Source organism: Streptomyces sp. NPDC086080 (assembly GCF_044540255.1).
In the GTDB taxonomy this organism is placed as follows: Bacteria; Actinomycetota; Actinomycetes; order Streptomycetales; family Streptomycetaceae; genus Streptomyces.
In genome coordinates, this window is sequence record NZ_JBITRU010000004.1 from 256781 (window position 1) to 282770 (window position 25990).

The following is a 25990-nucleotide window of genomic DNA, read 5'->3' on the forward strand; positions in this document are numbered from 1 at the left end:
GCATGATGGGCGCATGGTGACCGAGGGGGAACCGGGCAACGGGACCGCACGGCACAATGCCCGTGTCATCGCGGGCCGTTACCGGCTGGAGGCGAGGATCGGGCGCGGCGGCATGGGCGTGGTCTGGCGGGCCACCGACCAACTGCTCGGGCGGAGCGTCGCCGTCAAGGAACTCCCCTTCGACGAGACGCTCTCCGCGACCGAGGCCCGACGGCAACGGGACCGCACCCTGCGCGAGGCGCGTGCCCTCGCCCAGTTGAGCCACCCGAACATCATCGTCGTCCACGATGTCGTCGAGGACGACGAACGCCCGTACATCGTCCTGGAACTGATCGAGGGGCCGTCCCTCGCCGAGCGCATCGCCGAGCAGGGCCCGGTCGGCGCCGCGGAGGCCGCGCGGATCGGCGTCGACCTGCTCGGCGCGCTGCGCGCCGCCCACACCTCCGGTGTGCTGCACCGTGACCTCAAGCCCGCCAACGTCCTGCTGGAGGACCACACCGACCGGGTGCTGCTCACCGACTTCGGCATCGCCCAGGTGTCGGGCTCCACCACGCTCACCGAGGCCGGCTCGTTCGTCGGCTCTCCCGAGTACACGGCGCCCGAACGGATGTCCGGCGCGCGGACCGGTCCCGAGTCCGACCTGTGGTCGCTGGGCGCGCTGTTGTGCACGGCGCTCAGCGGCGAGTCGCCGTTCCGGCGCGACTCCCTGAGCGGGGTTCTGCACGCGGTCGTGGTCGACGAGATCCGTCCGCCCGCCGAGGCCCGACCGATCCTGCCGGTGGTGCGCGGTCTGCTGGAACGCGATCCGAACCGCCGGCTGGACGCGGACCGGGCCGAGCGGATGCTGAGGGCGTTCCTCGCCACGGGTCGCACGCCGGAGTCGGCTTCCCCGGAACTGCTGCCGCCGGACCGGGAGCCGGCCCGTCGGCGGTACGCGGCCTGGCGGGCGGCGACGGCCGGTGCGACGCCGGACGCCGTCGGACCGGGCGGTTCACGGCCGGGCGCATCCCGGTCGGGCGTATCGAGGCCGGGTACGTCGCGGTCGGGTACCTCGGGGCCGGGTGGCGCCTTCGGGGAGCCTCCCGTACTGCGGCAGCCCACGAGGGGGGTGATCCTGGCCGCGCTGGCGGTCGCCGCGATGGCGGGAGCGGGCCTGTCCGCGGCGGCACTGCTCCTGCAGGACCGGGACGGCGACGGGGGCGGTACGCCGAGCAGCACGGCGCCGGAGACACCCCCGGGCGACCCGGCCCCCGGGCCACGCCCGCCCGCGTCCGTCCCCACGACCACCAGCCCGCAGCGGACGCTGCCGTCGCAGACCGGCCCCGAGGCCGACCCCACGACGGCCGGCCCGGTGACAGCGACCCCGACGACGGCCGGCCCCTCGGTGTCGGGTTCCTCACCACAGGCCGTTCGCAAAGGGCGATAAAAGGGAGATAAGTTCCGGTGCGGGTCACGGGTCTGTGACCGGTGGGCGTTCGCAGTGGATACGGGACGGTCTCGCGCGATATGGATGAACCATGAGCAACAACGGGGGAGCCCGCAGAGGGGCCGACGAGCCCACCAGTTTTGATCTGCAACCGCCGAACCCGCCCACGGCGGTGCCGCACCCCGACAACCCGTACGCGGCATCGACCCAGGTGGTCCCGCAGCAGGCGCACGCGACTCAGCAGGCGCACCCGCAGGGTGCCGGGCAGGACCGGACGCCCCGGTCGGCGGGCGCGCCCGACCCCGGTACCGGGCGGCTGATCGCCGGACGCTACCGGCTGCTCGCCAAGCTGGGGCACGGCGGCATGGGCACGGTGTGGCGGGCCAAGGACGAGACGGTGGACCGTGAGGTCGCCGTCAAGGAACCGCGCGTCCCGGACCACCTTCCCGAACGCGAACGTTCCAACGCCTTCGAGCGGATGCGCAGGGAGGCCCGCGCCGCCGCGCGGCTCGACCACCCCGCGGTGGTCAACGTCCACGATGTCGCGGTGGTCGACGGCCGGCCGTGGATCGTGATGGAGCTGGTCCAGGGCCGTTCGCTCGGCGCCGTGCTCCAGGAGGAGGGCACCCTCTCCGCGCGCGAGGCCGCCAGGGTCGGCCTGGAGGTGCTCGGCGCGCTGGAGGCCGCCCACGCGGCGGGCATCCTGCACCGGGACGTGAAGCCGGACAACGTACTGCTCGGCCGACACGACCGGGTCGTGCTCACCGACTTCGGCATCGCCCGGATCGAGGGCGAGACCAATCTGACCGACACCGGCGGCTTCGTCGGTTCGCCGGAGTACATCGCGCCGGAACGGGTGCTGGGCCAGCGCCCCGGCCCCGCCTCCGACCTGTGGTCGCTCGGTGTGGTGCTGTACGCGGCGACGGAGGGGGTCTCTCCGTTCCGCCGCAGCAACACCCCCGCCACCCTCCAGTCCGTGCTCAACGCGACCCCGGCGCCACCCGCCTCCGCGCAGGGACCGCTGGCCGGGATCATCACCGCCCTGCTGCAGAAGGACCCGGCGCGCCGGCCGAACGCCGCCCAGGTCCGCGCCGTACTCGAAGACGCCGCGAACCCGCCCGCCCCGCAGCCCACGCAGATCGCCCCGCTTCCCGGGCCCGGCCGCGGCGGCAAGGGCATCCGGATCGGCCGCAGGACGCTGACCGGTCTGGGCGCGGCGGTGGTCGCCGCGGCGGTGGCGGCGTATCTCGTGGTCGCCGACCCCTTTGCGGGTCCCCTCCCGGACGGCTGGAAGCAGCACGACCTCGGGGACAGGGTGGGTGTCACCCTCGCGGTCCCCGAGGGTTTTGTGAAGGACGAGCCCGCCGAGGACGGGGACGGGACGGTCGTCTCCTTCACCGACCCGAGCGGAATGGTGCGGATCGAGACCGACCGCGACCTCAAGGCCGACGACAAGAACGACGAGCTGCCGGCATCGGCGTCGGAGGAGGCCTTCGCACACTGGAACCTGCTGAAGGACGGCGAGTACGGGTGGAACATCGCCAGTGAACCGGCGCCCGAGGGGCAGCCGCGCGAGACCACGTACAAGGACCGTGACGCGGCCACGAACACCATCGTCTACACGGACACCGCCACCCAACCCGTCGTGCGGGAGGCGCAGGTCATGTACTACCGGAACAAGGCCGGCGACATGTACCGGCTCTGGGTCGTCTATCCGGGCAAGGGCCACTTCACGGAGGAGGGCCGGGAGATCGCCCGCACGGCCATGAAGTCCTGGGACATCCACAAGCTCTGAAGAGGCAGGGCGGCCGGACCGGCCCGAGACCGAAACGTAGTCGACCAGTTCCGGTCCGATCGGCAACGCCCTGATCAGTGCGTTTGTTGCCAGCGTTCACTGGCGGTGTGCAGGTCGTGCGGGAATCTGTTACCGACGGGTACACAAAGGGTGCGCTCCGGCATACCCTGCGGCTCATGACGGACGCGCAGACCCGGGAAACCACCGGCACCAATCCCCTCGCCCCCGCCCCGGAGGGCGCTCGCACCGCCGCCGACGTGGTCACGCCGGAGCTGGTCGCCCGGCTCACCAAGGGGGTGGCCGGCTCCGGCCGGACCGCCAACCACACCCCCTTCACCGGGGAGAAGCTGGCCGAGCTGCCCGAGTCGACGCCCGAGGACGTGGCCGGGGCCTTCGAGGCGGCCCGCGCCGCCCAGGTCGTCTGGGCGCAGATACCGGTACGGCAGCGCGCCGCCGTCCTGCTCCGCTTCCACGACCTGGTGCTGGAGCGCCAGGCCGAGGTGCTCGACCTGATCCAGCTGGAGACCGGAAAGGCACGGCTGCACGCCCACGAGGAGGTGCAGGCGGTCGCCGTCGCCGCCCGCCACTACGGCCGCCGGGCCGCCGCCTATCTGCGGCCCAAGCGGCACGCGGGCGCCATGCCGACCCTGACGAAGGTCACCGAGCTGCGTCACCCGCGTGGTGTCGTGGGCCAGATCGCCCCCTGGAACTACCCGCTCGAACTCTCCGTCGGCGACGCGCTCCCGGCGTTCGCCGCGGGCAACGCGGTCGTGATGAAGCCCGACACGGAGACCTGCCTCACCGCGCTGTGGGCCCGTGACCTGCTGATCGAGGCCGGACTGCCCGCCGACGTCTTCCAGGTCGTCCTCGGTGAGGGCCCGGTTGTCGGCCCCGAGGTCGTCCGCCACGCCGACTACGTCTCCTTCACCGGCTCCACCCGTACCGGCCGCGAGGTCGCCCAGGGCGCCGCCGCCCGCCTGGTCGGCGTCTCCCTCGAACTCGGCGGCAAGAACGCCATGCTGGTCCTGGAGGACGCCGACCTCGACAAGGCCGCGGCCGGCGCCGTCCGCGCCTGCTTCTCCAGCGCCGGCCAGCTGTGCATCTCGATCGAGCGTCTGTACGTCCACGAGTCGGTCGCCGACGCCTTCCTGGAGCGCTTCGCCGCCCGCACCAAGGCCATCCGCCTCGGCACCTCCCTCGCCTACGGCGCCGGCATGGGCTCACTGGTCGGGCAGCGCCAGCTGGACGCCGTCACCCGGCACGTGGACGACGCGGTCGCCAAGGGCGCCAAGGTGCTCGCGGGCGGCACGGCCCGCCCGGACATCGGCCCCTACTTCTACGAGCCGACCATCCTCGACGGGGTGGAGAACCCCATGAGCGTCTGCTCGGAGGAGACCTTCGGCCCGGTCGTCTCCGTCTACCGCTTCTCCTCCGACGACGAGGCGGTCGACGCCGCCAACTCCACCCCGTACGGCCTGAACTCCTCCGTCTGGACCAGGAACGCCCGGCGCGGCCGCGAGATCGCCGCCCGGCTGCGCACCGGCACCGTCAACATCAACGAGGGGTACGCGCCCGCGTACGGCAGTGTCCAGTCGCCCATGGGCGGCATGAAGGACTCCGGTCTCGGCCGCCGGCACGGCTCCGAGGGGATCCTCAAGTACACCGAGGCACAGACCGTGGCCCACCAGCGGCTGCTGCCGATGGCGCCCTCACTGGGCATGGACGACGAGACGTACGCGGCCTTCATGAGCCGCAGTCTGCGTCTGATGAAGGCCTTCCGGTTCAGGTGAGCTGCCTCAAGGTGCGCGAGGAACCGCGCGACCGGCCACACACGACCCGCACGCGAACTCAAAGGGGAGCCCTCCGTGCCTGAAGACGCTTACGACTACGACGTCATCGTCGTCGGCTCCGGCTTCGGCGGCTCCGTGTCCGCCCTCCGCCTGACGGAGAAGGGATACGCCGTCGGCGTCCTGGAGGCCGGCCGGCGCTTCACCCGCGAGACCCTGCCGAAGAACTCCTGGGACCTGAAGAACTACCTCTGGGCCCCGAAGCTCGGCATGTACGGCATCCAGCGCATCCATCTGCTCGGCAACGTCATGGTCCTGGCCGGCGCGGGCGTCGGCGGCGGCTCCCTCAACTACGCCAACACCCTCTACGTACCGCCCAAGCCGTTCTTCGACGATCCGCAGTGGGGGCACATCACCGACTGGCAGGACGAGCTGAAGCCGTACTACGACCAGGCGCGGCGCATGCTCGGCGTGCGGCTCAACCCGACGATGACCCCGTCGGACGTGCATCTCAAGGCGGCGGCCGAGCGGATGGGCGTGGGCGACTCCTTCCACATGGCCCCCGTCGGTGTCTTCTTCGGCGACGGCGAGGACGCCGACGGCACGGCGAAGGCGACGCCGGGGCAGGAAGTGCCCGACCCGTACTTCGGCGGGGCGGGACCCTCACGCCGGGCCTGCACCGAGTGCGGCGAGTGCATGACCGGATGCCGGCACGGCGCGAAGAACACCCTCAACGAGAACTACCTCCACCTCGCCGAGAAGACGGGCGCCGTGGTGCACCCCATGACCACGGTGGTGTCGGTGACGGAGGACGCGCAGGGCGGATACGCGGTCGCCACGCTCCCGACCGACAACCGCCGCAAGGGCAAGGGCCGTACCTACCGCGCCCGGCGGGTGGTCCTCGCCGCCGGCACCTATGGCACCCAGACGCTGCTGCACCGGATGCGGGACGGAGGGCAGCTGCCGCACCTCTCGGACCGGCTGGGCGAGCTGACCCGTACCAACTCCGAGGCGCTCGTCGGCGCGCAGACCGACAACCGCCGCTACCGCAAGGCAACCGGTGAGGTGAGGGCCGACTTCACCCGCGGTGTGGCCATCACCTCCTCGATCCACCCCGACGAGAACACCCACATCGAGCCGGTCCGTTACGGCAAGGGCTCCAACTCGATGGGCGGGCTGTCCATCCTCCAGGTGCCGTACGCGGGCGGCGGCTCGGGCGCCGCCCGGGTGCTGGGCTGGCTGGGCAACGCGGCGAGACACCCCGTGATGCTGGTGCGTTCGCTGTCCAACCGGCGCTGGTCGGAGCGGACCATCATCGGGCTGGTGATGCAGTCCCTGGACAACTCCCTGACGACGTCCATCAAGCAGTCCGGCGCCGGCCGCGGGCTGCTCACCGCCCGGCAGGGCCATGGCGCACCCAACCCCAAGCAGATCAAGGCGGCCACCGAAGGCGCCTCGGCGCTGGCGGCCGAGATCAACGGCTTCGCCGGCTCGAACGTCGGCGAGCTGACGGGCATGCCGCTGACCGCGCACTTCCTGGGCGGCTGTCCGATCGGCGGCTCCCGCGACACCGGTGTGATCGACCCGTACCACCGCCTCTACGGCCACCCCGGCATCTCGGTGGTGGACGGGGCGGCGGTCTCGGCGAACCTGGGCGTCAACCCCTCCCTGACCATCACGGCCCAGGCCGAGCGCGCGATGTCGTACTGGCCGAACAAGGGGGAGGCCGACACGCGGCCGGTGCAGGGCGAACCGTACCGGCGGCTCACGCCGGTCGAGCCGAAGGCCCCGGCGGTCCCGGCGGACGCGTTCGGCGCGCTGAAGCTGCCCTTCCTGGGGATTCCGGCGGTGCCGCCGAAGAAGTAGACGAAGTAGCGGGCACGGCGCCGCGAGGAGAGAGAAGGAAAAAGGACCTGGGCCCCCCTCCGAGCTCAGGTCCTTTTCCCTTGTCCTGGGTGGTGCCGCGCGGGTCGGCGCGGCACCGAGGGGTTACGCCTCAGTGGGGTTACGCCTCCGTGCCGGCCTTGCGCCGCCGCACCACGAACACCGCGCCGGCACCGGCCACGACGGCGGCGCCGCCGACCAGACCGATCATCGGCAGAGCGGAGCTGGAGCCGGTCTCGGCGAGGCTGCCGGTGACCTTCACGTCGCTGACCTTGTCGAGCTCGGTCGTGCCACCGGTCTGCGGCTTGGCGTCGTTCGGCTCACCGGCGTCGGAGCCGGCGGCCAGGATGTCGAAGAAGTACGCCCAGCCGTTGGGGTCGTCGGCGACCCAGCAGCCCTCGTCGTCCGCGTACGCGGCGAGACCGCCGGTCAGGCCGAGCGCGTCGGGCACCTTGCCGCTGACACTGAGGCGCAGCTGGTACGAGACCGACTGGCCGGCACCGAGCGAGAACGCGGCGAACGTGGCGCCCTCACCCGCGGCGTCCGCGAGCGTGTTCCACTTCCCGGTGGCCTTGTCGAACACCTGGACGGTGATCTTGCCGGAGTAGTCCTTCATGTCGTTCCAGCCGACGGCGGCGACGCCGATCAGCGGCTTGATGTTCTTGATCTTCTCGTCGCCGCGGTTGGTCACGTTGAACGAGAACGCCGTCCAGCCGCTGCCGGCCACGATCGTGTCGGGCAGCCCCGCCAGACCGCTGCGCAGGTCGGTGCTGAGCTCGGCCGCTTCCCCGCCGTCCTCGTCGAGGCAGAGCTCGGGGTCCTCGTCCTCGTCCTCGGCCGGGGTGCTCTCGCCGGCGCTCGGCGCGGGGGCGGTCGTCGACGCCGAGGCGGACGCGGACGGCGAGGTGGAGGTGGACGCGGACGACTCGTTCTCGGACGCGTCGAGCTCGGTCTTGTCCGAGGACTCCGTCGACTCCGTCGACTCCGTCGAGTCCGTCGTCTCGGCCGGAGCGGACGGGGACGCGTCGGTCGTGTCGTCACCGGCCGTGGACTCGGTCGCGGTCGCGCTCGGCGTGGGGTCGGTCGCGTACGCGGCGGGGGCCGCGAGCAGGGCGACCGGGGCTATCACGGCCGTCGCGGCCGCTACGGCCATGGCGCGGCGAAGCTTCATGAAGACCTCGGGATGTCCGGTGTGCCGCGTGACCGCGGCAGGCACGAGTGCGGGAGGCCTCCGCGTGTGGGGCGCGGCTGTGGCCCTTGGTTTCGGTGGTTTGATCAACGAGGCCGGCGAAGGGTTGCCCCGGACCTCACACAATTCTTATGTGAGCTGGGTCACGTGCCCGCATGCCGGGGAGGTCGGGTCGGGGACCGCGGCCCGTGACGCGTGTCGGCCGGCTCCGGGCGTCCCCGGAGCCGGCCGTTCCGCTGTGACCGGGCCGCTGTCCCCGGCCGCCCGGTCACCCGTCCGGAGCGAGGTCCCACGACGTACGACGTGATCCGTACGCCTCATCGCTCCGGTGAGCCACGCGTGGTTCTCTCTCGGGCCCGCCCCTGGCTGACGCGGACACCGGTGCCAACGAGACCGCCGGGGCACCGGTCACGCGCCGGACGGGTGAGAGGCGGTGCGTACGTCCGTACCGGGGGACGCCGCTTCAGATCCTGCCCCGGCACAGCTCCAGCAGGGTCATCGCCAGCGTGGTGCCGGGCTTGCCCAGGGCGTCCCGGTAGGTGGCGAGGATCTCCATCTCACGGGAGAGGTTCACGCGCCGGCCGCCGGAGGCGATCCGTTCCTTCTGGATGACGGCCGACACGGCCATCCGTTCCTGCACCAGTCCGATGATCCGGTCGTCGAGCGCGTCGATCCGCTCACGGGCGCCGGTGATCAGTTCGGCGGCCTCGGTGGTGCGGGCGCCGGTCTTCTCGGCCGGCTCGGTCGTGGTGGCGGTCATGTCGGGGCTCCTCGGTGAGTGGGTGGGGCCGGTGCCCCGGAGCGGCCAGGTCCGGAAGAAAACGACAGGCGCCCCGGACCTTGTCGGCCCGGGGCGCCTGGGAAGTCGCTTGTCAGTTGCTCAAGCAGCACGACCATGGCAGCCGGCGGGCCGGGTGCCATAGGTAAAGAGGAAGGTCGGGTGCGTGAGCATGCGGCCCAGTATGCCCGGTGGGCCGCGGCTGTCCAAGGTCGGCCGCATGGTGAGACGGGGGCGGGGTGGGGCGGGCGCGGTGACGGGCTCTGTTCTCCGGTCCCGTGCCACCGTGTGTCATCCGGTCCGGTGCCGTGCGTCCCCCCGTCCGGTGTCGTGCGTCCCCCGGTCCGGTGCCGTGCGTCCCCTGGTCCGGTGCCATCCCCGGTCGGCCCGGGACGTGTCCCTCCGCCGCCTCGGTAGAATCGGGAGGCACAAGACTCCCGCCCCACCGCCGGAAGGCACCTCGTGTCATCAGCGTCTCCCGCTGCCAACGCGCCCGACACCGTTCTGGTCGTCGACTTCGGCGCGCAGTACGCCCAGCTCATCGCCCGTCGCGTCCGCGAGGCGCGGGTCTACAGCGAGATCGTGCCGAGCACCATGCCGGTCACCGAGATGCTCGCCAAGAACCCGGCGGCGATCATCCTCTCCGGCGGCCCGTCGTCCGTGTACGAGGAGGGCGCCCCCCGTCTCGACCGCGAGATCTTCGAGGCCGGCGTCCCCGTCTTCGGCATGTGCTACGGCTTCCAGCTCATGGCCCAGAGCCTGGGCGGTCAGGTGGACAACACCGGCTCCCGTGAGTACGGCCGTACGGATCTGCACGTCTCCAAGAACTCCTCCACCCTCTTCGAGGGCACCCCGGGCGAGCAGGCCGTCTGGATGTCGCACGGCGACGCCTGCTCCGCCGCACCCGAGGGCTTCACCGTCACGGCCTCCACGGACGTGGTCCCGGTCGCCGCCTTCGAGAACGACGAGAAGAAGCTCTACGGCGTCCAGTACCACCCCGAGGTGATGCACTCCACGCACGGGCAGCAGGTGCTGGAACACTTCCTGTACCGGGGCGCGGGTCTGAGCCCCGACTGGACCACCGGCAGTGTCATCGAGGAGCAGGTCGCCGCGATCCGCGAGATGGTCGGCGACCGGCGCGCCATCTGCGGTCTGTCCGGCGGAGTCGACTCCGCGGTCGCCGCCGCCCTCGTCCAGAAGGCCATCGGCTCCCAGCTGACCTGCGTGTACGTCGACCACGGTCTGATGCGCAAGGGCGAGACCGAGCAGGTCGAGAAGGACTTCGTCGCCGCGACGGGCGTGCAGTTGAAGGTCGTGGAGGCCGAGGAGCGGTTCCTGACCGCGCTCAAGGGCGTCTCGGACCCCGAGGAGAAGCGGAAGATCATCGGCCGCGAGTTCATCCGGGTCTTCGAGCAGGCCCAGGCCGAGATCATCGCGGACGCGGGCCCGGCCGTGGAGTTCCTGGTCCAGGGCACGCTCTACCCGGACGTCGTGGAGTCCGGCGGCGGCACCGGCACCGCCAACATCAAGTCCCACCACAACGTCGGCGGCCTCCCCGAGGACCTCGAGTTCAAGCTGATCGAGCCGCTGCGCAAGCTGTTCAAGGACGAGGTCCGGATGGTCGGCCAGGAACTCGGCCTGCCGGAGGAGATCGTGCAGCGCCAGCCGTTCCCCGGCCCCGGCCTCGGCATCCGGATCGTCGGCGAGGTCACCAAGGAGCGGCTCGACCTGCTCCGCGAGGCCGACGCCATCGCCCGTGAGGAGCTCACCGCGGCCGGCCTCGACCGGGACATCTGGCAGTGCCCGGTCGTCCTGCTGGCGGATGTGCGTTCGGTGGGCGTCCAGGGCGACGGCCGCACCTACGGTCACCCGATCGTGCTGCGCCCGGTCTCCAGCGAGGACGCCATGACCGCCGACTGGTCGCGGCTGCCGTACGACGTCCTCGCGAAGATCTCCACCCGCATCACCAACGAGGTGCGCGACGTCAACCGCGTCGTCCTCGACGTCACCTCCAAGCCGCCGGGGACCATCGAGTGGGAGTAGTGCAGGAGTAGTCCGGGCGGTCATGTCCGTTTGAGGGTCCGCACCGGCTCTCCGGGCTTCCAGACCTGGACGACCAGGTATTTCTCGTCCTCGACGCTGGTCCGTACGACCTCCGTCAGCTCGGTGCGGAAGAGGTGGAACGGCTCCGGCGGTTCCACCTCTTCGGCATACCGGGCCCGCGTCCGCGTGTCCTCCGCGGGGATCTCGACCGCCCGGCCGCCGACGCGGACGTCGCCGCCGCCCATGCCGGTGCCCTCACCCGGGTTCGCCTGGAGCGCGAAGCGCGGGTCGCGACGCAGGTCCAGCGCCTTGAGCGAGTCCGGCATCATGCCGAGCCAGAGCTCCCCGTTCAGGAAACGGACCTCCAGGCCGGTGGTACGCGGCGAGCCGTCCCTGCGGACGGTCGCGAGGACGTGGTGGGTGTACGCGGCGAAGCGTTCCTCGACGGTCTTCGCCAGCTCGGGTTCGGCCGCGGTGAAGGCAGCCCAGTTCACGGTCGTGTCTGTGCTCATGGGCCGAGTGTGGCGCGAATACCGGACAACCGGTGTCGGATATCCGGCGTTACGGAACAGAGCTGTCGTACGGGGCGGCCCACCGGTAACTTCCGCCTCGTACGCAAACCCCCTGCGGGAGGACTTATGCACGGGCCCACGCCGCCCCTGCCGCTGCCCACCGACCGACTGCGCTTCGCCATGCCGCCCATGCACGAGTCGATGGAGGACGAGCGCCGGCACCGCAAGGGACGGCTCGCGGGCGCGTTGCGGCTCTTCGGGCGGCTCGGCTTCGAGGACGGTGTCTCGGGGCACATCACCGCACGCGACCCGGAATTCAGCGACTGCTTCTGGGTCAACCCGTTCGGCATGCCCTTCCGGCACGTCACGGTGAGCGACCTGGTCCTCGCCAACCGGGACGGCCAGGTCGTCGAGGGCGGCCACCATGTCAACCAGGCCGCGTTCACCGTGCACGCCCAGGTGCACGCGGCCCGGCCCGATGTCGTCGCCGTCGCCCACTGCCACTCCGTGCACGGGCGGGCCCTCGCCGCCCTCGGTGACCTGCTGGACCCCATCAGCCAGGAGAGCTGCGCCTTCTACGAGGACCACGCCCTCTACGACGCCTACAGCGGCGTCACGGTCGACGCCGGGGAGGGGCGGCGCATCGCGGAGGTGCTCGGGTCCCACAAGGCGCTGGTACTGCGCAACCACGGACTGCTCACCGTGGGCGACTCGGTGGACGCGGCGGCCTGGTGGTTCGTGAGCATGGAACGGTCCTGCCGGGTGCAGCTCACCGCGAGGGCGGCGGGCCGGCCGGTCCTCATCGACCACCGGCAGGCGGTCGCGACCCGGGAGCAGCTCGGCGGGGACCTCGTGGCGTGGATCAACTACCAGCCGATGTGGCAGGAGATCACCCGGAGCGAGCCGGATCTCCTGAGCTGAGTGCGGGTGGTCAACGAGGCGCCTCGAAGTTCACTCTCACGGACCGGGCCTGCCGGACGGGGAGGGGTGGCGGTAGGGCACAATTCGCTCTCGTCACGGGGGACTTGCCCGGTGTTCGTCGGCAGTGGTCGTGGTTGTGGTTGTGGTCGTAGTTCTGGCCGTGGTTCTGGCCGTGGCGTGTTGTCGTGGTCGTGTTGTCGTGGGTTCTTGATCAATGGCGGGGAAGGCGGGCTTCGGGCGTGGCGGTGCACGAGGCGAGGCAGGGCGGGGTGGACGCGGGGGCGCACGAGGGCGGCTGCACCTGCGGAGACTGTCCGCACGGGGCGCGTGAGGGGCATCGGCGCGCGGTCGCCGCGTTCCTGCTGAAGCGGGACGGGTTCGCGGCCGGACAGGGCGTGCCGGCGGCGGTGGCGCACTCCGCCTCCGCCTCCCGGCAGTGGGTGTCCGAGGAGCTGACACAGGCCGCGGAGGCCGTCGCCGAGCGGGGGCGGGCCGAGGGCGAGGCCTGGCTGACCGGGCTGTGGCGGTGGACCGCCGCCGTGGTGTGGGCGGGTGTCGTCCTGCTGCTCCTCGGACAGGCGCTCACGGCGATCGGCGCGGGGTGGACCGCCGCGCGCACCGCGGGGCTGCTGGCCGCGCTGGTGGTGGCCGGCGCGCTGACCGCCGCGTCCTGGTTCCACCGGGCGCGCGGTGGTGTGCTGGCGCCGGTGATCGGGGAGGACAACCGGCTCTCCACCTCCCGTGCGGTGGCGGCGTGCTGGGTGCTGTTCCTGGCGTTCGCCGTGCTCGTGCTGGTGGGGCAACTGGCGGCCGCCTCCGGGAACCGGGAGCGCGATGCGCTGATCGACGGGCTCGAACTCGCCCGCGGTGCGGGTGTCGTGACCGTGCTGGCCGTGGTGTGCGGGATCGCTGTGCTGGTCCGACGGGTGGTCGGGCTGCGGGTGCAGGGGCAGCGGCTGCAGAAGGTACGCGCCTACCGGCCCAGGGCGGCGGACCTGCTGACCGACGACGCGGGGCGGGGGAGCTTCGCCGACATCCAGTACGTCGTGATCAGCGGGGTCGCCCTGGCCTTCGCCGCGGTGCGGCTGGCCCGGCGGCCCGAGCAGTTGCCGGATCTGCCGTGGGGACTGGCGGTGGTGGTGCTGGTGTCGGCGGGGACGTATCTCGCGGGGAAGTACGCGGAGGGCGGGCGTCCGGTGATTCTCTCGGTGGTGCGGGCACGGGAGGCGGGCGATCTGGACGCGCCGATCCGGACCGGGGACGACATCGAGATCCGGGGGGCCGGGTTCGTGCCGGTCGGTGCGCAGGGGGCGGACCGGTTGTCGCGGATGGTGGTGCGCGTGGGGACGGTGAACGTCCACGTGCCGCTGGTCCCGGTCACCGGCGGCTTCGACAACCCCACGGACGCGCTGCTGACGGTGCCGGTACCCGCGGACGTCGAACCGGGCCGCGTGGACGTCCAGGTCGTCACCGCGGCGGGCGTGGAAACGAACCGCTACACGATCGACGTGACCGACTGACACGGCCGGAGCCCCGCGGCACCGGTGCTTTCAAGAAATACCGCGCGCCCAGGGTTGAGCCGCGCCAGATTGTCGTACGTATGGTCAGAAGGGCGGCCCCGGCACGGCAGTGAGAGGCGGCGGACAGGGATGGCTCACGGTATGCGCACGGACACGCGCCCCCACTTCGACGGCGACCGGAACTGGCGGGACACCGCCACCCGCCACGCCCTGGTCCCCCTGCGCGTCTTCCTCGGCGTCACCTTCATCTACGCCGGCCTGGACAAGCTCACGGACAGCGCGTTCATGAAGGACTCCGGCGCCGGTTCCATCGGGGAGATGATGCGCGCCGTCCGGGACTCCTCCGCCATCCCCGCGATGGTCGACATGGCATTGGAGAGTCCCGTCGCCTTCGGCTACGCCATCGCCCTCGGGGAACTGGCCGTCGGCATCGGTACCCTGCTCGGGCTGCTCACCCGCCTCGCCGCACTCGGCGGTGCGCTGATCTCCCTCAGCCTGTGGCTGACCGTGAGCTGGGCCGCCGATCCGTACTACTACGGCAATGACCTCCCGTATCTCATGGCCTGGATCCCCCTGGTGCTGGCGGGCGCTCCGCTGCTGTCCGTGGACGCGGCCCTTCGTGCACGGCGACGGCGGCGGACGGGGGAGTACCGCTAGTTCTCCGACACCCTGCGGCGGCGTCTGCGGCCGGTCAGTGAACCCACCGCGCCGGCCAAACAGAGACCACCCAGGACGACGGGGATCATGACGAACCACGGGGTGTCCCAGGCGCCGCCCGCGTCGCCGGCGTAGAGCACCGCGGCGGCGGTGAGGGAGAGACCGGCGACCAGCCTGCCGGGCTGGAACTCATGACGTAGCACGGCTCACCTCCGCCTGTCCGACACCGACATGGAGCTCGAGATCCAGGGTTCCCGCCGGCTTGGTGCCCGCGGGCGGTTCCAGGGTCAGCTGTGTGTGCTTGCCGGGTGCCACGTCCACGTCCTTCCGCCTGTCGCCCGGCACCTGGATGTCACCCACGCCCACATCGATGCTCAGCCTCACGGTCACGTCCCTGGGCACGATCACATGGATCCGGCCCAGGCTGACGTGCGCCCTCGTCGAGACGGTGTCGTTCTCGGGGAGGCGTATCGAGGACAGGTCCAGCTCGCCCTCGCCCCCGCCCAGGTCGTACGTGGGACGGATCTGCGCGACCGAGGTGGGCTCCCAGGTCGTGCGCGCCCAGTCGGTGCCGATGTCCTTGGGGACCGCGGTCGAGCCGGTCAGCAGACCCGCCGTGAGGAGTGCCAGGACGATCGATCCCGCCCCGGTACGACCGAGGAAGGCGCTGACGGCCACGCCGACGCCGAAGACGCCGAGCGCGCAGGCCAGACCGGTCTGCAGGCTGGTGCCGAGCGGGTGCGTCTCCCAGGTCAGGCCGGTGCCGAGACCGGCCGCGATCAGGGCGGACAGGAAGATCCAGCCGCCGATCCCGCGAGGGCCGCGGGGCTTCGGCGGTCTGTGGAGCGGTGCGTGCGGTCTGTCGCGGGTGCGGGAGTCGAGGCCGATGTTCACGGCGGCGGAGATGTCCAGGTCGCGGGTGTCCCGGGGGCCCCACAGATAGCCTGTGCCGCCGACATGCGTGCCGTCCTTGACGATGGGATCGCGCCACCACGACGGGAAGGCGTCGGGAACCGGTGGCGCCTGGGGCTCCGGCGGGGCGTCGGCGGCGGCCTGGGCGGCGATGTGGTCGGTGCTGGGCGCGCCGCGCCGCCGCGACCAGTAGCCGGCGCCGGCGAGGAGCAGGGACAGTATGACGGCGAAGCTCAGCACGCCTTCATTCCTCAGCATGGTGAGGAAGACGCCGCAGCCGACGAGTGCGAACAGCACGGCCGTCAGGGTGTGGCCGTCGACCCGGCCGGTCAGCAGCCGGCGGATGCCGTTCTCCTCCTCGTCCTCGTACGGGACGAAGAGCCAGGCGAAACCGTAGAAGATGAGACCGATGCCGCCGGTGGCGGACAGGACCGCGAGGGTGATCCGGAAGATCACCGGGTCCATGTCGCACTGCCGGCCGAGCCCCGCGCAGACGCCGCCCAGCATCTGGTGCCGGCGGTCCCTCCGGAAACGGAGGTCCGGGTCCGCGGGGCCGGGCCCGCCGGGTGTCTCCGGCGGCGCGGCGGTCGCTCCCCCCGGACCCGCCGCGGTGTGCTGGTGATCGGTCATGGGTCCATGGTGACGGGCGAGCCGCCGTGGCGGGAGTCGGAACGACCCTGGCCGGACCCTGATATCGGTCCCTGAGCGGGACCCGGGGAGGGTTCGAGGGGCCCGGAGCGGGGAGATCAGGGGAGTCTCCGGGACGGACCCTGATGCTCCCGTATTCCGGGCGTGTGACCATCGTTGGCATGTCGGAAGCCGCAGCAGCGCCAGTCGTCGAGCCGCGGCCGCCGCGCAAGCTCTACCGCAGCAGTGACGGACGCTGGCTCGGTGGCGTGGCGCGGGGGCTCGCCGGACACCTCGGGCTGCCCGTGATCTGGGTGCGTCTCGTCTTCGTCGCCCTGTTCATGGCCGACGGTCTCGGTGCCCTGCTGTATGCCGCGTTCTGGTTCTTCGTACCGCTCGGTGTCGGAGGGGTGGACGCGCAGAAGCCGGCCCCGCCGGTGACGACCGAGACGGCGCCGGACGGCCGGCGCAGACTCGTCACCCGCAGACCCGACAAGGGGCAGATCGTCGCCCTGCTCCTCATGGTCGTGGTGGCCATGGTCTTCGTGGGAAGCGTGGACCTGAACAGCGGCGCCAAGGCGTATCTCTGGCCGACCGTCCTGGTCGGCGCGGGTGTCGCCCTGGTGTGGCGGCAGGCGGACAACGCGCGCCGGGCCCGCTGGATGGAGGTCGGCCGCCGCCGACGCACGGTCACGCTGCTGCGGGCCGTGGCCGGTGTGCTGCTGGTGACGGCGGGCGCCTCGGGCATGTTCGTCCTGCGGGGCTCCGGCAGCCACCTCGGCTCGGTGCTCCAGGCGGCCCTCGCGGTCCTGGTCGGCATCACGCTGCTCGCCGGCCCCTACCTGGTGCGCATGACGCAGGACCTCTCCGAGGAGCGTCTGATGCGCATCCGCGCGCAGGAACGCGCGGAAGTGGCCGCCCATGTCCACGACTCGGTGCTGCACACCCTCACCCTGATCCAGCGCAACGCGGACAACGCGGGCGAGGTACGCCGTCTGGCCCGTGCCCAGGAGCGCGATCTGCGCGCCTGGCTCTACAAGCCGGAGGGCAACGGCAAGGATGAGGACGACGAGCCCACCACCCTCGCCGAGGCCGTGAAGCGCAACGCCGCCGAGGTCGAGGACAAGCACGGCGTCCCCCTCGAGGTCGTCGTGGTCGGCGACTGCCCCCTCGACGAGAGAATCGGCGCACAGATGCAGGCCGCGCGGGAAGCAATGGTCAACGCCGCCAAGTACGGTGGCGAGGGAGGCGCGGTGCAGGTCTACGCCGAAGTCGAGGGGAAGAAGGTCTTCGTGTCCGTCCGTGACCGCGGTCCCGGCTTCGACCTGGACTCGATACCCGCCGACCGCATGGGCGTCAGAGAATCGATCATCGGCCGCATGGAGCGCAACGGCGGCACGGCGCGGCTGCGCGCGGTGCCGGACGGCGGCACGGAGGTCGAGCTGGAGATGGAGAGGGCGGAGAAGACGTCATGAGCGAGCCGACCGAGGCGGGCGCAGCGACGGGAGCGGGGCAGGGCCCCGGGTCCGAGGAGCCCGCCGGGCGTCATGTGCGTGTGGTCCTCGTCGACGACCACCGCATGTTCCGCACCGGCGTCCAGGCGGAGATCGGGCAGACCGCGCAGACCGGCGTCGAGGTGGTCGGCGAGGCCGCCGACGTCGACCAGGCGGTCACGGTCATCACCGCGACCCGGCCCGAGGTGGTCCTGCTCGACGTCCACCTGCCCGGGGGCGGCGGCGTCGAAGTGCTGCGCCGTTGCGCCCCGTTGATGGGCGACACCGAGCAGCCGGTCCGTTTCCTCGCCCTCTCCGTGTCGGACGCGGCGGAGGACGTGATCGGGGTGATCCGGGGCGGCGCCCGTGGGTACGTCACCAAGACGATCACCGGGACCGACCTGGTCGACTCGATCTTCCGGGTCCAGGAGGGCGACGCGGTGTTCTCACCGCGGCTGGCCGGCTTCGTCCTGGACGCCTTCGCCTCGACCGACGCTCCGCCGGTCGACGAGGACCTCGACCGCCTGACCCAGCGCGAGCGGGAGGTGCTGCGGCTCATCGCCCGGGGGTACGCGTACAAGGAGATCGCCAAGCAGCTGTTCATCTCCGTGAAGACGGTCGAGTCCCACGTCTCTGCGGTCCTGCGCAAACTCCAGCTCTCCAACCGCCACGAGCTGACCCGCTGGGCGACGGCACGGCGCCTGGTGTGAGCCGCGGCCCCGCACGGGCTGCTCAGCTCACCCGGGTCGCGCCCGCGAAGGGCATCTCGTCGAGGGGGGCCACGCGGACCGGGGCCGAGGGGTTCGGTGCGTGGATCATCCGGCCGTCACCGACGTAGATGCCGACGTGACTGATGCCGGAGTAGAAGAAGACCAGGTCGCCGGGGAGGAGTTCGGAGCGGGGGACGCGGCGGCCGGCGTCGATCTGGGCGTAGGTCGTGCGGGGCAGGGAGACGCCGGCGGAGCGGTACGCGGCCTGGACGAGGCCCGAGCAGTCGAAGGCGTCCGGGCCGGTCGCCCCCCAGACGTAGGGGCTGCCGATCTTCTCGTAGGCGTAGGCGACGGCCTCCGCCGCGCGGGGGCCCGGGGCCCGGGAGGTGACGGAGCCGGGGGCGGACGGGCCGTTGTGGGGGTCGGTCGAGGAGCGTGAGGCCCGGTCGGTACCGGCGTCGTGCTGCTCGGGCGGCAGGCGGGACAGCAGCCGGCGGGCGGCGGTCAGCTTGTCGTTGATCGTCTTCCTGTGCCGCTTCATCTCGGCCCGGCGGGCGGTCAGCGACTCCACCTCGACGCGGGCGGCCCCGCGCAGTCGCTCGATCTCCCGGAGTTGTCCGCGCAGGCGGCCCACCTCCGCGTTCTGGCGGCTGCCCACGCGTGCGGCGAGGGCGGTGCCGTCCAGATAGCCGTCCGGGTTCTCGGACAGGAGGAGTCGCAGGGCGGGGTCCAGGCCGCCGCCCCGGTACTGCGCCGCCGCGACCGAACCCAGGGCGTCCCGCGCGTCGTTGAGCCGGTCCCTCCGGCGGGCCGTCTCGTCGTGCAGATCGTGCAGCCGCCGCTGGGCCGACTCGGCCTTCTCCTTCGCGCCGTTGTACTTCTCGGTGGCGGTCTCCGCCTCCTGATAGAGCACCGCGATGTCGGCTCTGGCCTGCTCCGGTGTCGACTGTGGTTCGGCGAGCGCAGGCCCGGCGAAGCCGGTCGCGGTGGCAGCGCCGACGAGGGCGACGGTGGCGGCCGTGCGGCCGCCCGCCGAGCGCTTCCGGGACCTGCGGTGCGCTGCCACCTTGCTGCCCGTCCTTTCCGACGACCGCACCGGACGGACTGTCGTCCGGCGGTCCGGCGGCGGGATGTGCGGGGGAGCCGTCCGCCGCCGGACCTTTCGGCGGTGGTGCCCGGCCGCCGCCCCTGGCACGGGCGGCGATGGAGAGCCGGTCACCTGGTGGAGGACGCTAGGCCCCGCCGCGCGCCCCGGGTAACGGGTTGTGCGAAAGTGGCGTGGGTGGATCGACGAGTGACCGTAAGTGATCGGAATCGCGTTCCGGCTTCGTCCTCTTCACTCTGGGTCATGATCGATGCGGTGAAGCCCGGCGGGCCGAGGGCGCCGGAGTGCTAGAGGACGGGGGTGGCTAGGCTCCGGCCTCATGGACGTACTCATCCACCTCTTCGTCGGTCTGCACATCATCGGCATCGCGTCGCTGCTCGGTGGCTTCCTCACCCAGATGAAGGCGATAGGCGAGGGCACCGCCCGCTTCATCCCGGCGATGCTGCACGGCGCGCTGACGATGCTGGTCACCGGTATCGCCCTGGTCGGCCTCAACGAGGCGCAGGACTACTCCGTCGACAACATCAAGATCGGTGTGAAGCTGGCGCTGCTGATCGTGATCCTCGGCCTGGTCTATGTGAAGCGCGACGACGAGAAGGTGGACAAGGGCCTGTTCGGTCTCGTCGGTCTGCTGACCGTGACGAACATCTTCATCGCGGTGCTGTGGACCTGACGCGTCGGGGCACGGAAGCGGTCGTCCGGGGAGGCGGAGCCTCCGTGCCCCTGCTCGGTCAGGCGGGGCGTACCACGCTGTGGATCGAGGACTCGCCGTCGTAGAAGATCGACTCCTCGCGGACGTACGTGCCGGGCTTCGGGGCGTGGATCATCATGCCGTTGCCGATGTAGAGGCCCACGTGGGTGACGTCGTCGTAGAAGAAGACGAGGTCGCCGGGCCGGGCCTGGGAGACGGGGACTGTCGTGCCCGCGTTGACCTGGTCGTACGTGGTGCGGGGGAGCGTGACGCCGGCGGCCTTCCAGGCGGCCTGGGTGAGACCGGAGCAGTCGTAGGAGCCGGGTCCGGTGGCGCCCCAGACGTACGGTTTGCCGATCTGCGCGCGGGCGAAGGCCAGGGCCTTCTCGGCCTTGGTGCCGTACGAGGAGTCGGATGACGGCGCGGTGGCCGAGCCGGAGGACCCCGAGGTGCCCGAGGCGCCGCTGTCCTGCTGCGCGGCGGCGGCCTCTGCCTGGGCCTGCTGCCGCTCCGCCTCCTGCTTCGCGAGCTCGGCGGCCTGGCGGGCGGCCTCTTCCTGCTTCTCCCTCTCGATGGCCGCGAGCCGCGCCTTCTCCTCGGCGGTCAGCTTCGACAGCAGCTCACGCGCGTCGGTGAGCTTCTTCTGGACGGTGGCCTTGGCCGTTTTCAGGTCGTCCTGCGACTCGGTGAGCGTCTCGAGGCTCTCCGTGGCCTCCTGGCGCATCTTCATCGTCTCGGACTGCTGCGTGACGTAGTCGTCGACCGCCTGCTTCTGACGGCCGGTCATCCGGTCCATCACCTGGCGCTGGTCGAAGATGTCCTGCGGGGTGTCCGCGAGCAGGAACGTCGCGGTGTCGGGGACGCCCGCGCCGGTCCGGTACTGGGCGGCGGCGTAGGAACCGAGTTCCTCACGCGCGTCGTTCAGCTTCTGGGTGCGCTTGGCCACGTCGTCGAGGAGGGTGTCGACGCGCTTGCGCTGCTTGGTCGTCTTCTCTTTGGCCGAGTTGTACTTCTCGGTCGCCGACTCCGCCTGGCGGTAGAGGTCGCCGACCTTCTTCTCGACCTCCTCCAGGCTCGGCTTGTCGTCGTCCGTGGGGACGGCGTTGGCTGTCTGGGAGAGCAGGGCGACGGAGGTCAGGGCGGCCGTGGCCAGGGCCGGGGTCCGTATGCCTGCTACGCGCGTGCCGGGAGTGCGCGATTTGCGGTGCGACGCCAAGGGAGGCGACTCCTTCCAATGCTCCGCCTACCGGGTTAGCTGTCGGGTTCGGGCGGGTGGTTCGGAAGGGTTGCCCTACGGCCGCTCCACGGGGGAGTGGGCCGATTCACCCCAAAATCTCGGTGGGTCCCCGGCTCCGGCTGCCACGGCGGACAGTGACGGACTCGGCGGAGGCCGCGCGGTCCGGCGAGGTTCGCCGGCGGGGGACGAGCGGCCTGACCGCACCGTAGCCAACTGGTGTGGCCTCTGTGAAGGTTGATGGGTGATATGCCCGATACATTTTTGTGACCTTATGCAATGAGCCACTCAGGGTGAGGGGCCGGTCCTGGAGAGTGTGCGCCCGTGCGGTGGCCGGGCTCCGGCGCCGGCGGCGGGCGGAAAGCGGGGATGTTCCCGGGGCGGGCCCGGGATGTCGGTGGGGCACCCTAGACTCGGAGAGCGATGAGCAGCCTCTTTGACGACAGCTTCCTGGCGGACCTCCAGGCCCAGCGGGGCCCCGCGGACGAACCTCCGCCACCGCCCGAGGACGATCATGCGCCGGAGTCCGTTCCGGACGATCTGTTCGGCGGGAAGTTCGACGTGCCGCCGGACCGGGATTCCTACTACCGCGACGGCGCCCCGCGCCCGGTCACCGACCCCGCCGCGCTGCTGGAGGGGCTGAACGAGAACCAGCGCGCCGCCGTCGTGCACTCCGGCTCCCCGCTGCTCATCGTGGCCGGTGCCGGTTCCGGCAAGACCCGCGTGCTCACCCACCGCATCGCCCATCTGCTGGGCGAGCGGCACGTCCACCCGGGCCAGATCCTCGCGATCACCTTCACCAACAAGGCCGCGGGCGAGATGAAGGAGCGCGTCGAGCAGCTCGTCGGCCCGCGCGCGGGCGCCATGTGGGTGATGACGTTCCACAGCGCGTGCGTGCGCATCCTGCGCCGCGAGAGCAAGAAGCTCGGCTTCACGTCGTCGTTCTCGATCTACGACGCCGCCGACTCCAAGCGGCTGATGGCGCTGGTCTGCCGTGACCTGGACCTCGACCCCAAGCGCTTCCCGCCGAAGTCCTTCAGCGCCAAGATCAGCAACCTGAAGAACGAGCTGATCGACGAGGAGGACTTCGCCGCCCAGGCCGGTGACGGCTTCGAGAAGACCCTCGCCCAGGCCTACGCGCTCTACCAGTCCCGGCTGCGTGAGGCCAACGCGCTGGACTTCGACGACCTGATCATGACGACGGTCCATCTGCTCCGCGCCTTCCCGGACGTCGCCGAGCACTACCGCCGCCGCTTCCGGCACGTCCTGGTCGACGAGTACCAGGACACCAACCACGCCCAGTACGCCCTGGTCCGCGAGCTGGTCGGCACCCCCTCCGAGCATCCCGTCGACGTGCCGCCGGAGGCCGAGGTCCCGCCCGCCGAGCTGTGCGTGGTGGGTGACGCCGACCAGTCGATCTACGCCTTCCGCGGCGCGACCATCCGCAACATCCTCCAGTTCGAGGAGGACTACCCGGACGCGACCACGATCCTGCTGGAACAGAACTACCGCTCCACGCAGACCATCCTGAGCGCGGCCAACGCCGTCATCGAGCGCAACGAGTCGCGCCGCCCCAAGAACCTGTGGACCAACGCCGGCTCGGGCGCGCGGATCACCGGGTACGTCGCCGACACCGAGCACGACGAGGCACAGTTCGTCGCCGACGAGATAGACCGCCTCACGGACGCGGGCGAGGCCAAGGCGGGCGATGTCGCCGTCTTCTACCGGACCAACGCCCAGTCCCGTGTCTTCGAGGAGATCTTCATCCGCGTCGGCCTGCCCTACAAGGTCGTGGGCGGTGTCCGGTTCTACGAGCGCAAGGAGGTCCGGGACGTCCTGGCCTATCTGCGGGTGCTCGCCAACCCCGAGGACTCGGTGCCGCTGCGCCGCATCCTCAACGTGCCCAAGCGGGGCATCGGCGACCGCGCCGAGGCCATGATCGACGCCCTCGCGCAGCGCGAGAGGATCAGCTTCCCGCAGGCGCTGAAGCGCGTCGACGAGGCCTACGGCATGGCCGCGCGCTCGTCGAACGCCGTGAAGCGGTTCAACACGCTCATGGAGGACCTCCGTACGGTCGTCGAGTCCGGCGCGGGCCCGGCCACCGTCCTGGAGGCGATCCTCGAACGCACCGGGTATCTGGCCGAGTTGCAGGCGTCCACCGACCCGCAGGACGAGACCCGGATCGAGAACCTCCAGGAACTGGCGGCCGTCGCCCTGGAGTTCGAGCAGGAGCGCGGTGAGGGCGAGTCCGTCGCACTGTCCGACTTCCTGGAGCAGGTCGCCCTGGTCGCCGACTCCGACCAGATCCCCGACGAGGACGACGACGGCTCCGGTGTCATCACCCTCATGACGCTGCACACCGCCAAGGGCCTGGAGTTCCCGGTCGTCTTCCTCACCGGCATGGAGGACGGCGTCTTCCCGCACATGCGCGCCCTCGGCCAGCCCAAGGAGCTGGAGGAGGAGCGACGGCTGGCGTACGTGGGCATCACGCGCGCGCGGGAGCGGCTGTACCTCACCCGGTCGACGCTGCGCAGCGCGTGGGGCCAGCCCTCGTACAACCCGCCCTCGCGCTTCCTGGAGGAGATCCCGGCCGCCCACCTTCAGTGGAAGCGGACGGCGGCGAGCGCGCCCGTGCCGTCCGGTCCGGCGTCGGGGGTGGCGGCCTCGCTGTCGTCGTCCCGTTCGCGCTCGTCGGCGTCCGGTGCCTCCGGCTTCGCCACCCGGCGGACCACGGAGAAGCCCGTGGTGTCGGTCGCGGTCGGGGACCGGGTCACGCACGACCAGTTCGGCCTCGGCACCGTGGTCGCGGTGCGGGGCACGGGGACGAACGCGGAGGCGACGATCGACTTCGGGGACACCAAGCCCAAGCGTCTGCTGCTGCGGTACGCGCCGGTGGAGAAGCTGTAGCCGCACGCCGGGCGCCCGCCGGTCCGTCATGGGCTCGCGGGCCGCGTGCGGCTGGTCCGCCTGCCGGAGCTGTTCCCGTCCCGCGACGCGCCGAGACGTCTACGACGGCTCGAGGCCGTGGCTGCGCAGCCAGGCGAGCGGGTCGATCGCCGAGCCGCCGCCGGGGCGTACCTCGAAGTGCAGGTGCGGGCCGGTGGAGTTGCCCGAGTTGCCGGAGAACGCGATCTGGTCGCCGGCTTTCACGGTCGAACCGGAGGGAATCTGGTAGCTGGAGAGGTGGCAGTACCACGTCTCCGTGCCGTCCATCGCCGTCACGATCATCATGTTGCCGTACGCGGAGTTGTACTGCGTGCGCACCGTGCCGTCGGTCGCGGCCAGCACCGGGGTGCCGTACGAGACGGGGAAGTCGATGCCGGTGTGGGCGGACATCCAGTTGATGCCGGACTGGCCGTAGTAGGCGCTGAGCCCGTGCTGTGCGACCGGGAGGGAGAACTTCGGGCGCAGCCGCTCCTTGCGGGCCGCCTCCTCGGCGGCCGCCCTGCGCTCGGCGTCCTGCTGCGCCTTGAGGTCGATGCGCTCCTGGGTGCGGCTGGCCCGGTCGGCGAAGTCGTCCGCGCCCGCGGCGAGGCTTTCCAGCTGGGTGTCCAGCTTGATGTTGGCGGCGGACGGTGTGACCGGCTGGGCGTCGGCCGCGGTCGTCTTCGTTTCCTGGCCGCTGTCCTCGGCCAGATCGCCGACCGAGGCCGCGGCGATACCGGCGACGCCCATCACACACGCCGAGGGCACGGCCACCGTCAGCAGCGCGGAGCGCTTGGCGGGCGAACGGCGTCGGGAGCGGGACCCGGAGCGCGAGGCCGCGCGCGGTGACGGGACCGGTGACGGGACCGGGAGGGGCTCCTCCTGCTCGTCGAGCAGGGACACGGCGGGCAGTTCACCGGTGTCGCCCGGCTCGTCGTGGGCCGGTGTGCCGAGGGCCGGTTCGTCGGCGGTGGTCTCGTAGGCGTCCTGCGCGTAGGTCTCGTGCTCGCCCGTGCTCTGGCCGTAGGGGTCCTGGTCGTAGGACTCGGCCGGTGGTGCGTAGGTGTCGGACGTGGGGGCCGGGGAGGCCGCCTCGCCGCCGTCGGAGTTCCACTGCGTGGCGTCGTACACGCCGCTGTCGAAGGTCTGCGTGCCCCAGCCCCACTGCGGGACCCCGTCGGCCGGGGTCTCGGCCTGGCCGGACGGGAGCCAGGTGCCGGCGTCCCACTGGCCACTCGTCTCGGGCGAGCCGGCCTGCGGCGGGATCACCGTCATCGGCTGGTCGCCGGTGGTCCAGGCGGTCGTGTCGTAGCCGCCGGTGTCGTACGAGGCGGGCTGCTGGGCCGCGTACAGGTCGTAGTGCCCGGTGTCCTGGCCGTTCGCGGGCCAGTGTCCGGTGTCGTAGCTGCCCGTGTCGGAGCTGCTGCCCTGGAGGTCGCCGAAGAGGGGGTCGGCGGTGAAGGTCGCGGTGCTGTGGCCGCCGGTGCCGTAGTGCGTGGCGGCGAAACCTGTGGCGTCATAGCCACCGTAGGTGGTGAAATCGCCGTACTGGGCTTCCTGGGTGCCGTACGACGCGTAGGGCGCCTCGTCGGCATCGGAAGCCGGAGCCGGGGCCATGGTCCCCGACGGGTGACGGTCGTTCACCAACTTCTCTTTCGCCTCGACAACAGGGGCTGGCAGAGCAGTGCGGCGACTGTACCCGGCGGTACGCGGGCACGACAATCTTCCCGAGGTTTCACGCGCGCAGGAAACGGGCATTCGGACGTGTTTTGGCGGAGGGC

The 25990-nt window shown here is 71.5% G+C and carries 19 protein-coding genes, 1 pseudogene and 1 riboswitch; of the genes and pseudogenes, 12 read left to right on the forward strand and 8 right to left on the reverse strand.

What is annotated here, in order from left to right:
• Positions 1-13: 13 nt before the first annotated feature.
• The 4 genes and pseudogenes from ACIF9R_RS07230 to ACIF9R_RS07245 all read left to right on the forward strand — a co-directional run.
• Positions 14-1393: pseudogene (locus ACIF9R_RS07230) on the forward strand (protein kinase); the annotation flags it as partial.
• Between the two features lie 124 nt (positions 1394-1517).
• Positions 1518-3221, forward strand: coding sequence for a serine/threonine-protein kinase (locus ACIF9R_RS07235; RefSeq protein ID WP_399975472.1), 1704 nt, complete (start codon positions 1518-1520; stop codon positions 3219-3221).
• 176 nt (positions 3222-3397) lie between these two features.
• Positions 3398-5011, forward strand: a complete 1614-nt coding sequence (locus ACIF9R_RS07240) for a succinic semialdehyde dehydrogenase (RefSeq protein ID WP_399975474.1) — start codon at positions 3398-3400, stop codon at positions 5009-5011.
• A gap of 75 nt (positions 5012-5086) precedes the next feature.
• Positions 5087-6874: a GMC family oxidoreductase N-terminal domain-containing protein gene (locus ACIF9R_RS07245; protein ID WP_399975477.1), complete on the forward strand. Its 1788-nt coding sequence runs from the start codon at positions 5087-5089 to the stop codon at positions 6872-6874.
• 139 nt (positions 6875-7013) lie between these two features.
• On the opposite strand, the gene ACIF9R_RS07250 is transcribed toward ACIF9R_RS07245, so the two are convergent.
• Together ACIF9R_RS07250 and ACIF9R_RS07255 are read right to left on the reverse strand one after the other, a co-directional pair.
• A complete protein-coding gene (locus tag ACIF9R_RS07250; protein ID WP_399975480.1) occupies positions 7014-8063 on the reverse strand; it encodes an LAETG motif-containing sortase-dependent surface protein in 1050 nt (349 codons plus the stop codon).
• 481 nt (positions 8064-8544) lie between these two features.
• A complete protein-coding gene (locus tag ACIF9R_RS07255; protein WP_215208653.1) occupies positions 8545-8841 on the reverse strand; it encodes a chorismate mutase in 297 nt (98 codons plus the stop codon).
• 480 nt (positions 8842-9321) lie between these two features.
• Between ACIF9R_RS07255 and guaA the strand changes: the two genes are divergently transcribed.
• A complete protein-coding gene (gene guaA / locus ACIF9R_RS07260) occupies positions 9322-10902 on the forward strand; it encodes a glutamine-hydrolyzing GMP synthase (RefSeq protein ID WP_399975482.1) in 1581 nt (526 codons plus the stop codon).
• A 20-nt stretch (positions 10903-10922) separates the two neighbouring features.
• Here guaA and ACIF9R_RS07265 read toward each other — a convergent pair whose 3' ends face one another.
• Positions 10923-11414 carry a pyridoxamine 5'-phosphate oxidase family protein gene (locus ACIF9R_RS07265; RefSeq protein ID WP_399975484.1) on the reverse strand — a complete coding sequence of 164 codons (492 nt, stop codon included), beginning with the start codon at positions 11412-11414 and terminating at the stop codon, positions 10923-10925.
• Positions 11415-11540: 126 nt separating this feature from the next.
• Between ACIF9R_RS07265 and ACIF9R_RS07270 the strand changes: the two genes are divergently transcribed.
• The 3 genes from ACIF9R_RS07270 to ACIF9R_RS07280 all read left to right on the forward strand — a co-directional run bounded on the left by ACIF9R_RS07270 (position 11541) and on the right by ACIF9R_RS07280 (position 14512).
• Positions 11541-12335 carry a class II aldolase/adducin family protein gene (locus ACIF9R_RS07270; RefSeq protein ID WP_399975486.1) on the forward strand — a complete coding sequence of 265 codons (795 nt, stop codon included), beginning with the start codon at positions 11541-11543 and terminating at the stop codon, positions 12333-12335.
• A gap of 239 nt (positions 12336-12574) precedes the next feature.
• Positions 12575-13855, forward strand: a complete 1281-nt coding sequence (locus tag ACIF9R_RS07275) for a hypothetical protein (protein WP_399975488.1) — start codon at positions 12575-12577, stop codon at positions 13853-13855.
• 141 nt (positions 13856-13996) lie between these two features.
• Positions 13997-14512 (forward strand): DoxX family membrane protein, encoded by a 516-nt coding sequence (locus ACIF9R_RS07280; protein ID WP_399975490.1) that lies wholly within the window; start codon positions 13997-13999, stop codon positions 14510-14512.
• Here the strand turns inward: ACIF9R_RS07280 and ACIF9R_RS07285 are convergent.
• Complete coding sequence (locus ACIF9R_RS07285; RefSeq protein ID WP_399975493.1) at positions 14509-14715, reverse strand: hypothetical protein; 207 nt, start codon at positions 14713-14715, stop codon at positions 14509-14511. The genes ACIF9R_RS07280 and ACIF9R_RS07285 overlap by 4 nt on opposite strands.
• Positions 14702-16054, reverse strand: a complete 1353-nt coding sequence (locus ACIF9R_RS07290) for a PspC domain-containing protein (RefSeq protein ID WP_399975496.1) — start codon at positions 16052-16054, stop codon at positions 14702-14704. Before ACIF9R_RS07290 ends, ACIF9R_RS07285 begins: the two co-directional genes overlap by 14 nt.
• Before the next feature lie 179 nt (positions 16055-16233).
• Here ACIF9R_RS07290 and ACIF9R_RS07295 point away from each other — a divergent pair, with 179 nt between their 5' ends.
• On the forward strand, positions 16234-17526 hold the full coding sequence (locus tag ACIF9R_RS07295) for a PspC domain-containing protein (protein ID WP_399975498.1): 1293 nt from the start codon (positions 16234-16236) through the stop codon (positions 17524-17526).
• Positions 17523-18254 (forward strand): LuxR C-terminal-related transcriptional regulator, encoded by a 732-nt coding sequence (locus tag ACIF9R_RS07300; protein ID WP_399975501.1) that lies wholly within the window; start codon positions 17523-17525, stop codon positions 18252-18254. Before ACIF9R_RS07295 ends, ACIF9R_RS07300 begins: the two co-directional genes overlap by 4 nt.
• Positions 18255-18276: 22 nt before the next feature.
• Here ACIF9R_RS07300 and ACIF9R_RS07305 read toward each other — a convergent pair whose 3' ends face one another.
• The gene (locus ACIF9R_RS07305) at positions 18277-19320 is read right to left on the reverse strand and encodes an NlpC/P60 family protein (protein WP_399975504.1); all 1044 of its coding nucleotides are present in this window, start codon (positions 19318-19320) and stop codon (positions 18277-18279) included.
• 358 nt (positions 19321-19678) lie between these two features.
• On the opposite strand from ACIF9R_RS07305, the gene ACIF9R_RS07310 reads away from it, so the two are divergent.
• On the forward strand, positions 19679-20032 hold the full coding sequence (locus ACIF9R_RS07310; protein WP_399975506.1) for a hypothetical protein: 354 nt from the start codon (positions 19679-19681) through the stop codon (positions 20030-20032).
• 58 nt (positions 20033-20090) lie between these two features.
• Here the strand turns inward: ACIF9R_RS07310 and ACIF9R_RS07315 are convergent, their stop codons facing one another.
• Positions 20091-21266 (reverse strand): NlpC/P60 family protein, encoded by a 1176-nt coding sequence (locus ACIF9R_RS07315; protein WP_399975509.1) that lies wholly within the window; start codon positions 21264-21266, stop codon positions 20091-20093.
• A 7-nt stretch (positions 21267-21273) separates the two neighbouring features.
• Positions 21274-21446, reverse strand: a riboswitch (cyclic di-AMP (ydaO/yuaA leader).
• Positions 21447-21707: 261 nt separating this feature from the next.
• Here ACIF9R_RS07315 and pcrA point away from each other — a divergent pair.
• A complete protein-coding gene (gene pcrA / locus ACIF9R_RS07320) occupies positions 21708-24191 on the forward strand; it encodes a DNA helicase PcrA (protein ID WP_399975511.1) in 2484 nt (827 codons plus the stop codon).
• A 99-nt stretch (positions 24192-24290) separates the two neighbouring features.
• Here the strand turns inward: pcrA and ACIF9R_RS07325 are convergent, their stop codons facing one another.
• Entirely contained in the window at positions 24291-25967 is a 1677-nt protein-coding gene (locus tag ACIF9R_RS07325) for a peptidoglycan DD-metalloendopeptidase family protein (protein ID WP_399975514.1), read from the reverse strand.
• Between the last annotated feature and the right edge of the window lie 23 nt (positions 25968-25990).

What these genes read in the sequence shown, in the direction of transcription:
- ACIF9R_RS07255 (WP_215208653.1), bottom strand. Translation starts at nt 8,841, where the DNA reads ATGACCGCCACCACGACCGAGCCGGCCGAGAAGACCGGCGCCCGCACC.
- pcrA (WP_399975511.1), top strand. Translation starts at nt 21,708, where the DNA reads ATGAGCAGCCTCTTTGACGACAGCTTCCTGGCGGACCTCCAGGCCCAG.
- ACIF9R_RS07300 (WP_399975501.1), top strand. Translation starts at nt 17,523, where the DNA reads ATGAGCGAGCCGACCGAGGCGGGCGCAGCGACGGGAGCGGGGCAGGGC.
- ACIF9R_RS07250 (WP_399975480.1), bottom strand. Translation starts at nt 8,063, where the DNA reads ATGAAGCTTCGCCGCGCCATGGCCGTAGCGGCCGCGACGGCCGTGATA.
- ACIF9R_RS07240 (WP_399975474.1), top strand. Translation starts at nt 3,398, where the DNA reads ATGACGGACGCGCAGACCCGGGAAACCACCGGCACCAATCCCCTCGCC.
- ACIF9R_RS07310 (WP_399975506.1), top strand. Translation starts at nt 19,679, where the DNA reads ATGGACGTACTCATCCACCTCTTCGTCGGTCTGCACATCATCGGCATC.
- ACIF9R_RS07270 (WP_399975486.1), top strand. Translation starts at nt 11,541, where the DNA reads ATGCACGGGCCCACGCCGCCCCTGCCGCTGCCCACCGACCGACTGCGC.
- ACIF9R_RS07235 (WP_399975472.1), top strand. Translation starts at nt 1,518, where the DNA reads ATGAGCAACAACGGGGGAGCCCGCAGAGGGGCCGACGAGCCCACCAGT.
- ACIF9R_RS07290 (WP_399975496.1), bottom strand. Translation starts at nt 16,054, where the DNA reads ATGACCGATCACCAGCACACCGCGGCGGGTCCGGGGGGAGCGACCGCC.
- ACIF9R_RS07325 (WP_399975514.1), bottom strand. Translation starts at nt 25,967, where the DNA reads ATGCCCGTTTCCTGCGCGCGTGAAACCTCGGGAAGATTGTCGTGCCCG.
- ACIF9R_RS07265 (WP_399975484.1), bottom strand. Translation starts at nt 11,414, where the DNA reads ATGAGCACAGACACGACCGTGAACTGGGCTGCCTTCACCGCGGCCGAA.
- ACIF9R_RS07295 (WP_399975498.1), top strand. Translation starts at nt 16,234, where the DNA reads ATGTCGGAAGCCGCAGCAGCGCCAGTCGTCGAGCCGCGGCCGCCGCGC.
- ACIF9R_RS07280 (WP_399975490.1), top strand. Translation starts at nt 13,997, where the DNA reads ATGCGCACGGACACGCGCCCCCACTTCGACGGCGACCGGAACTGGCGG.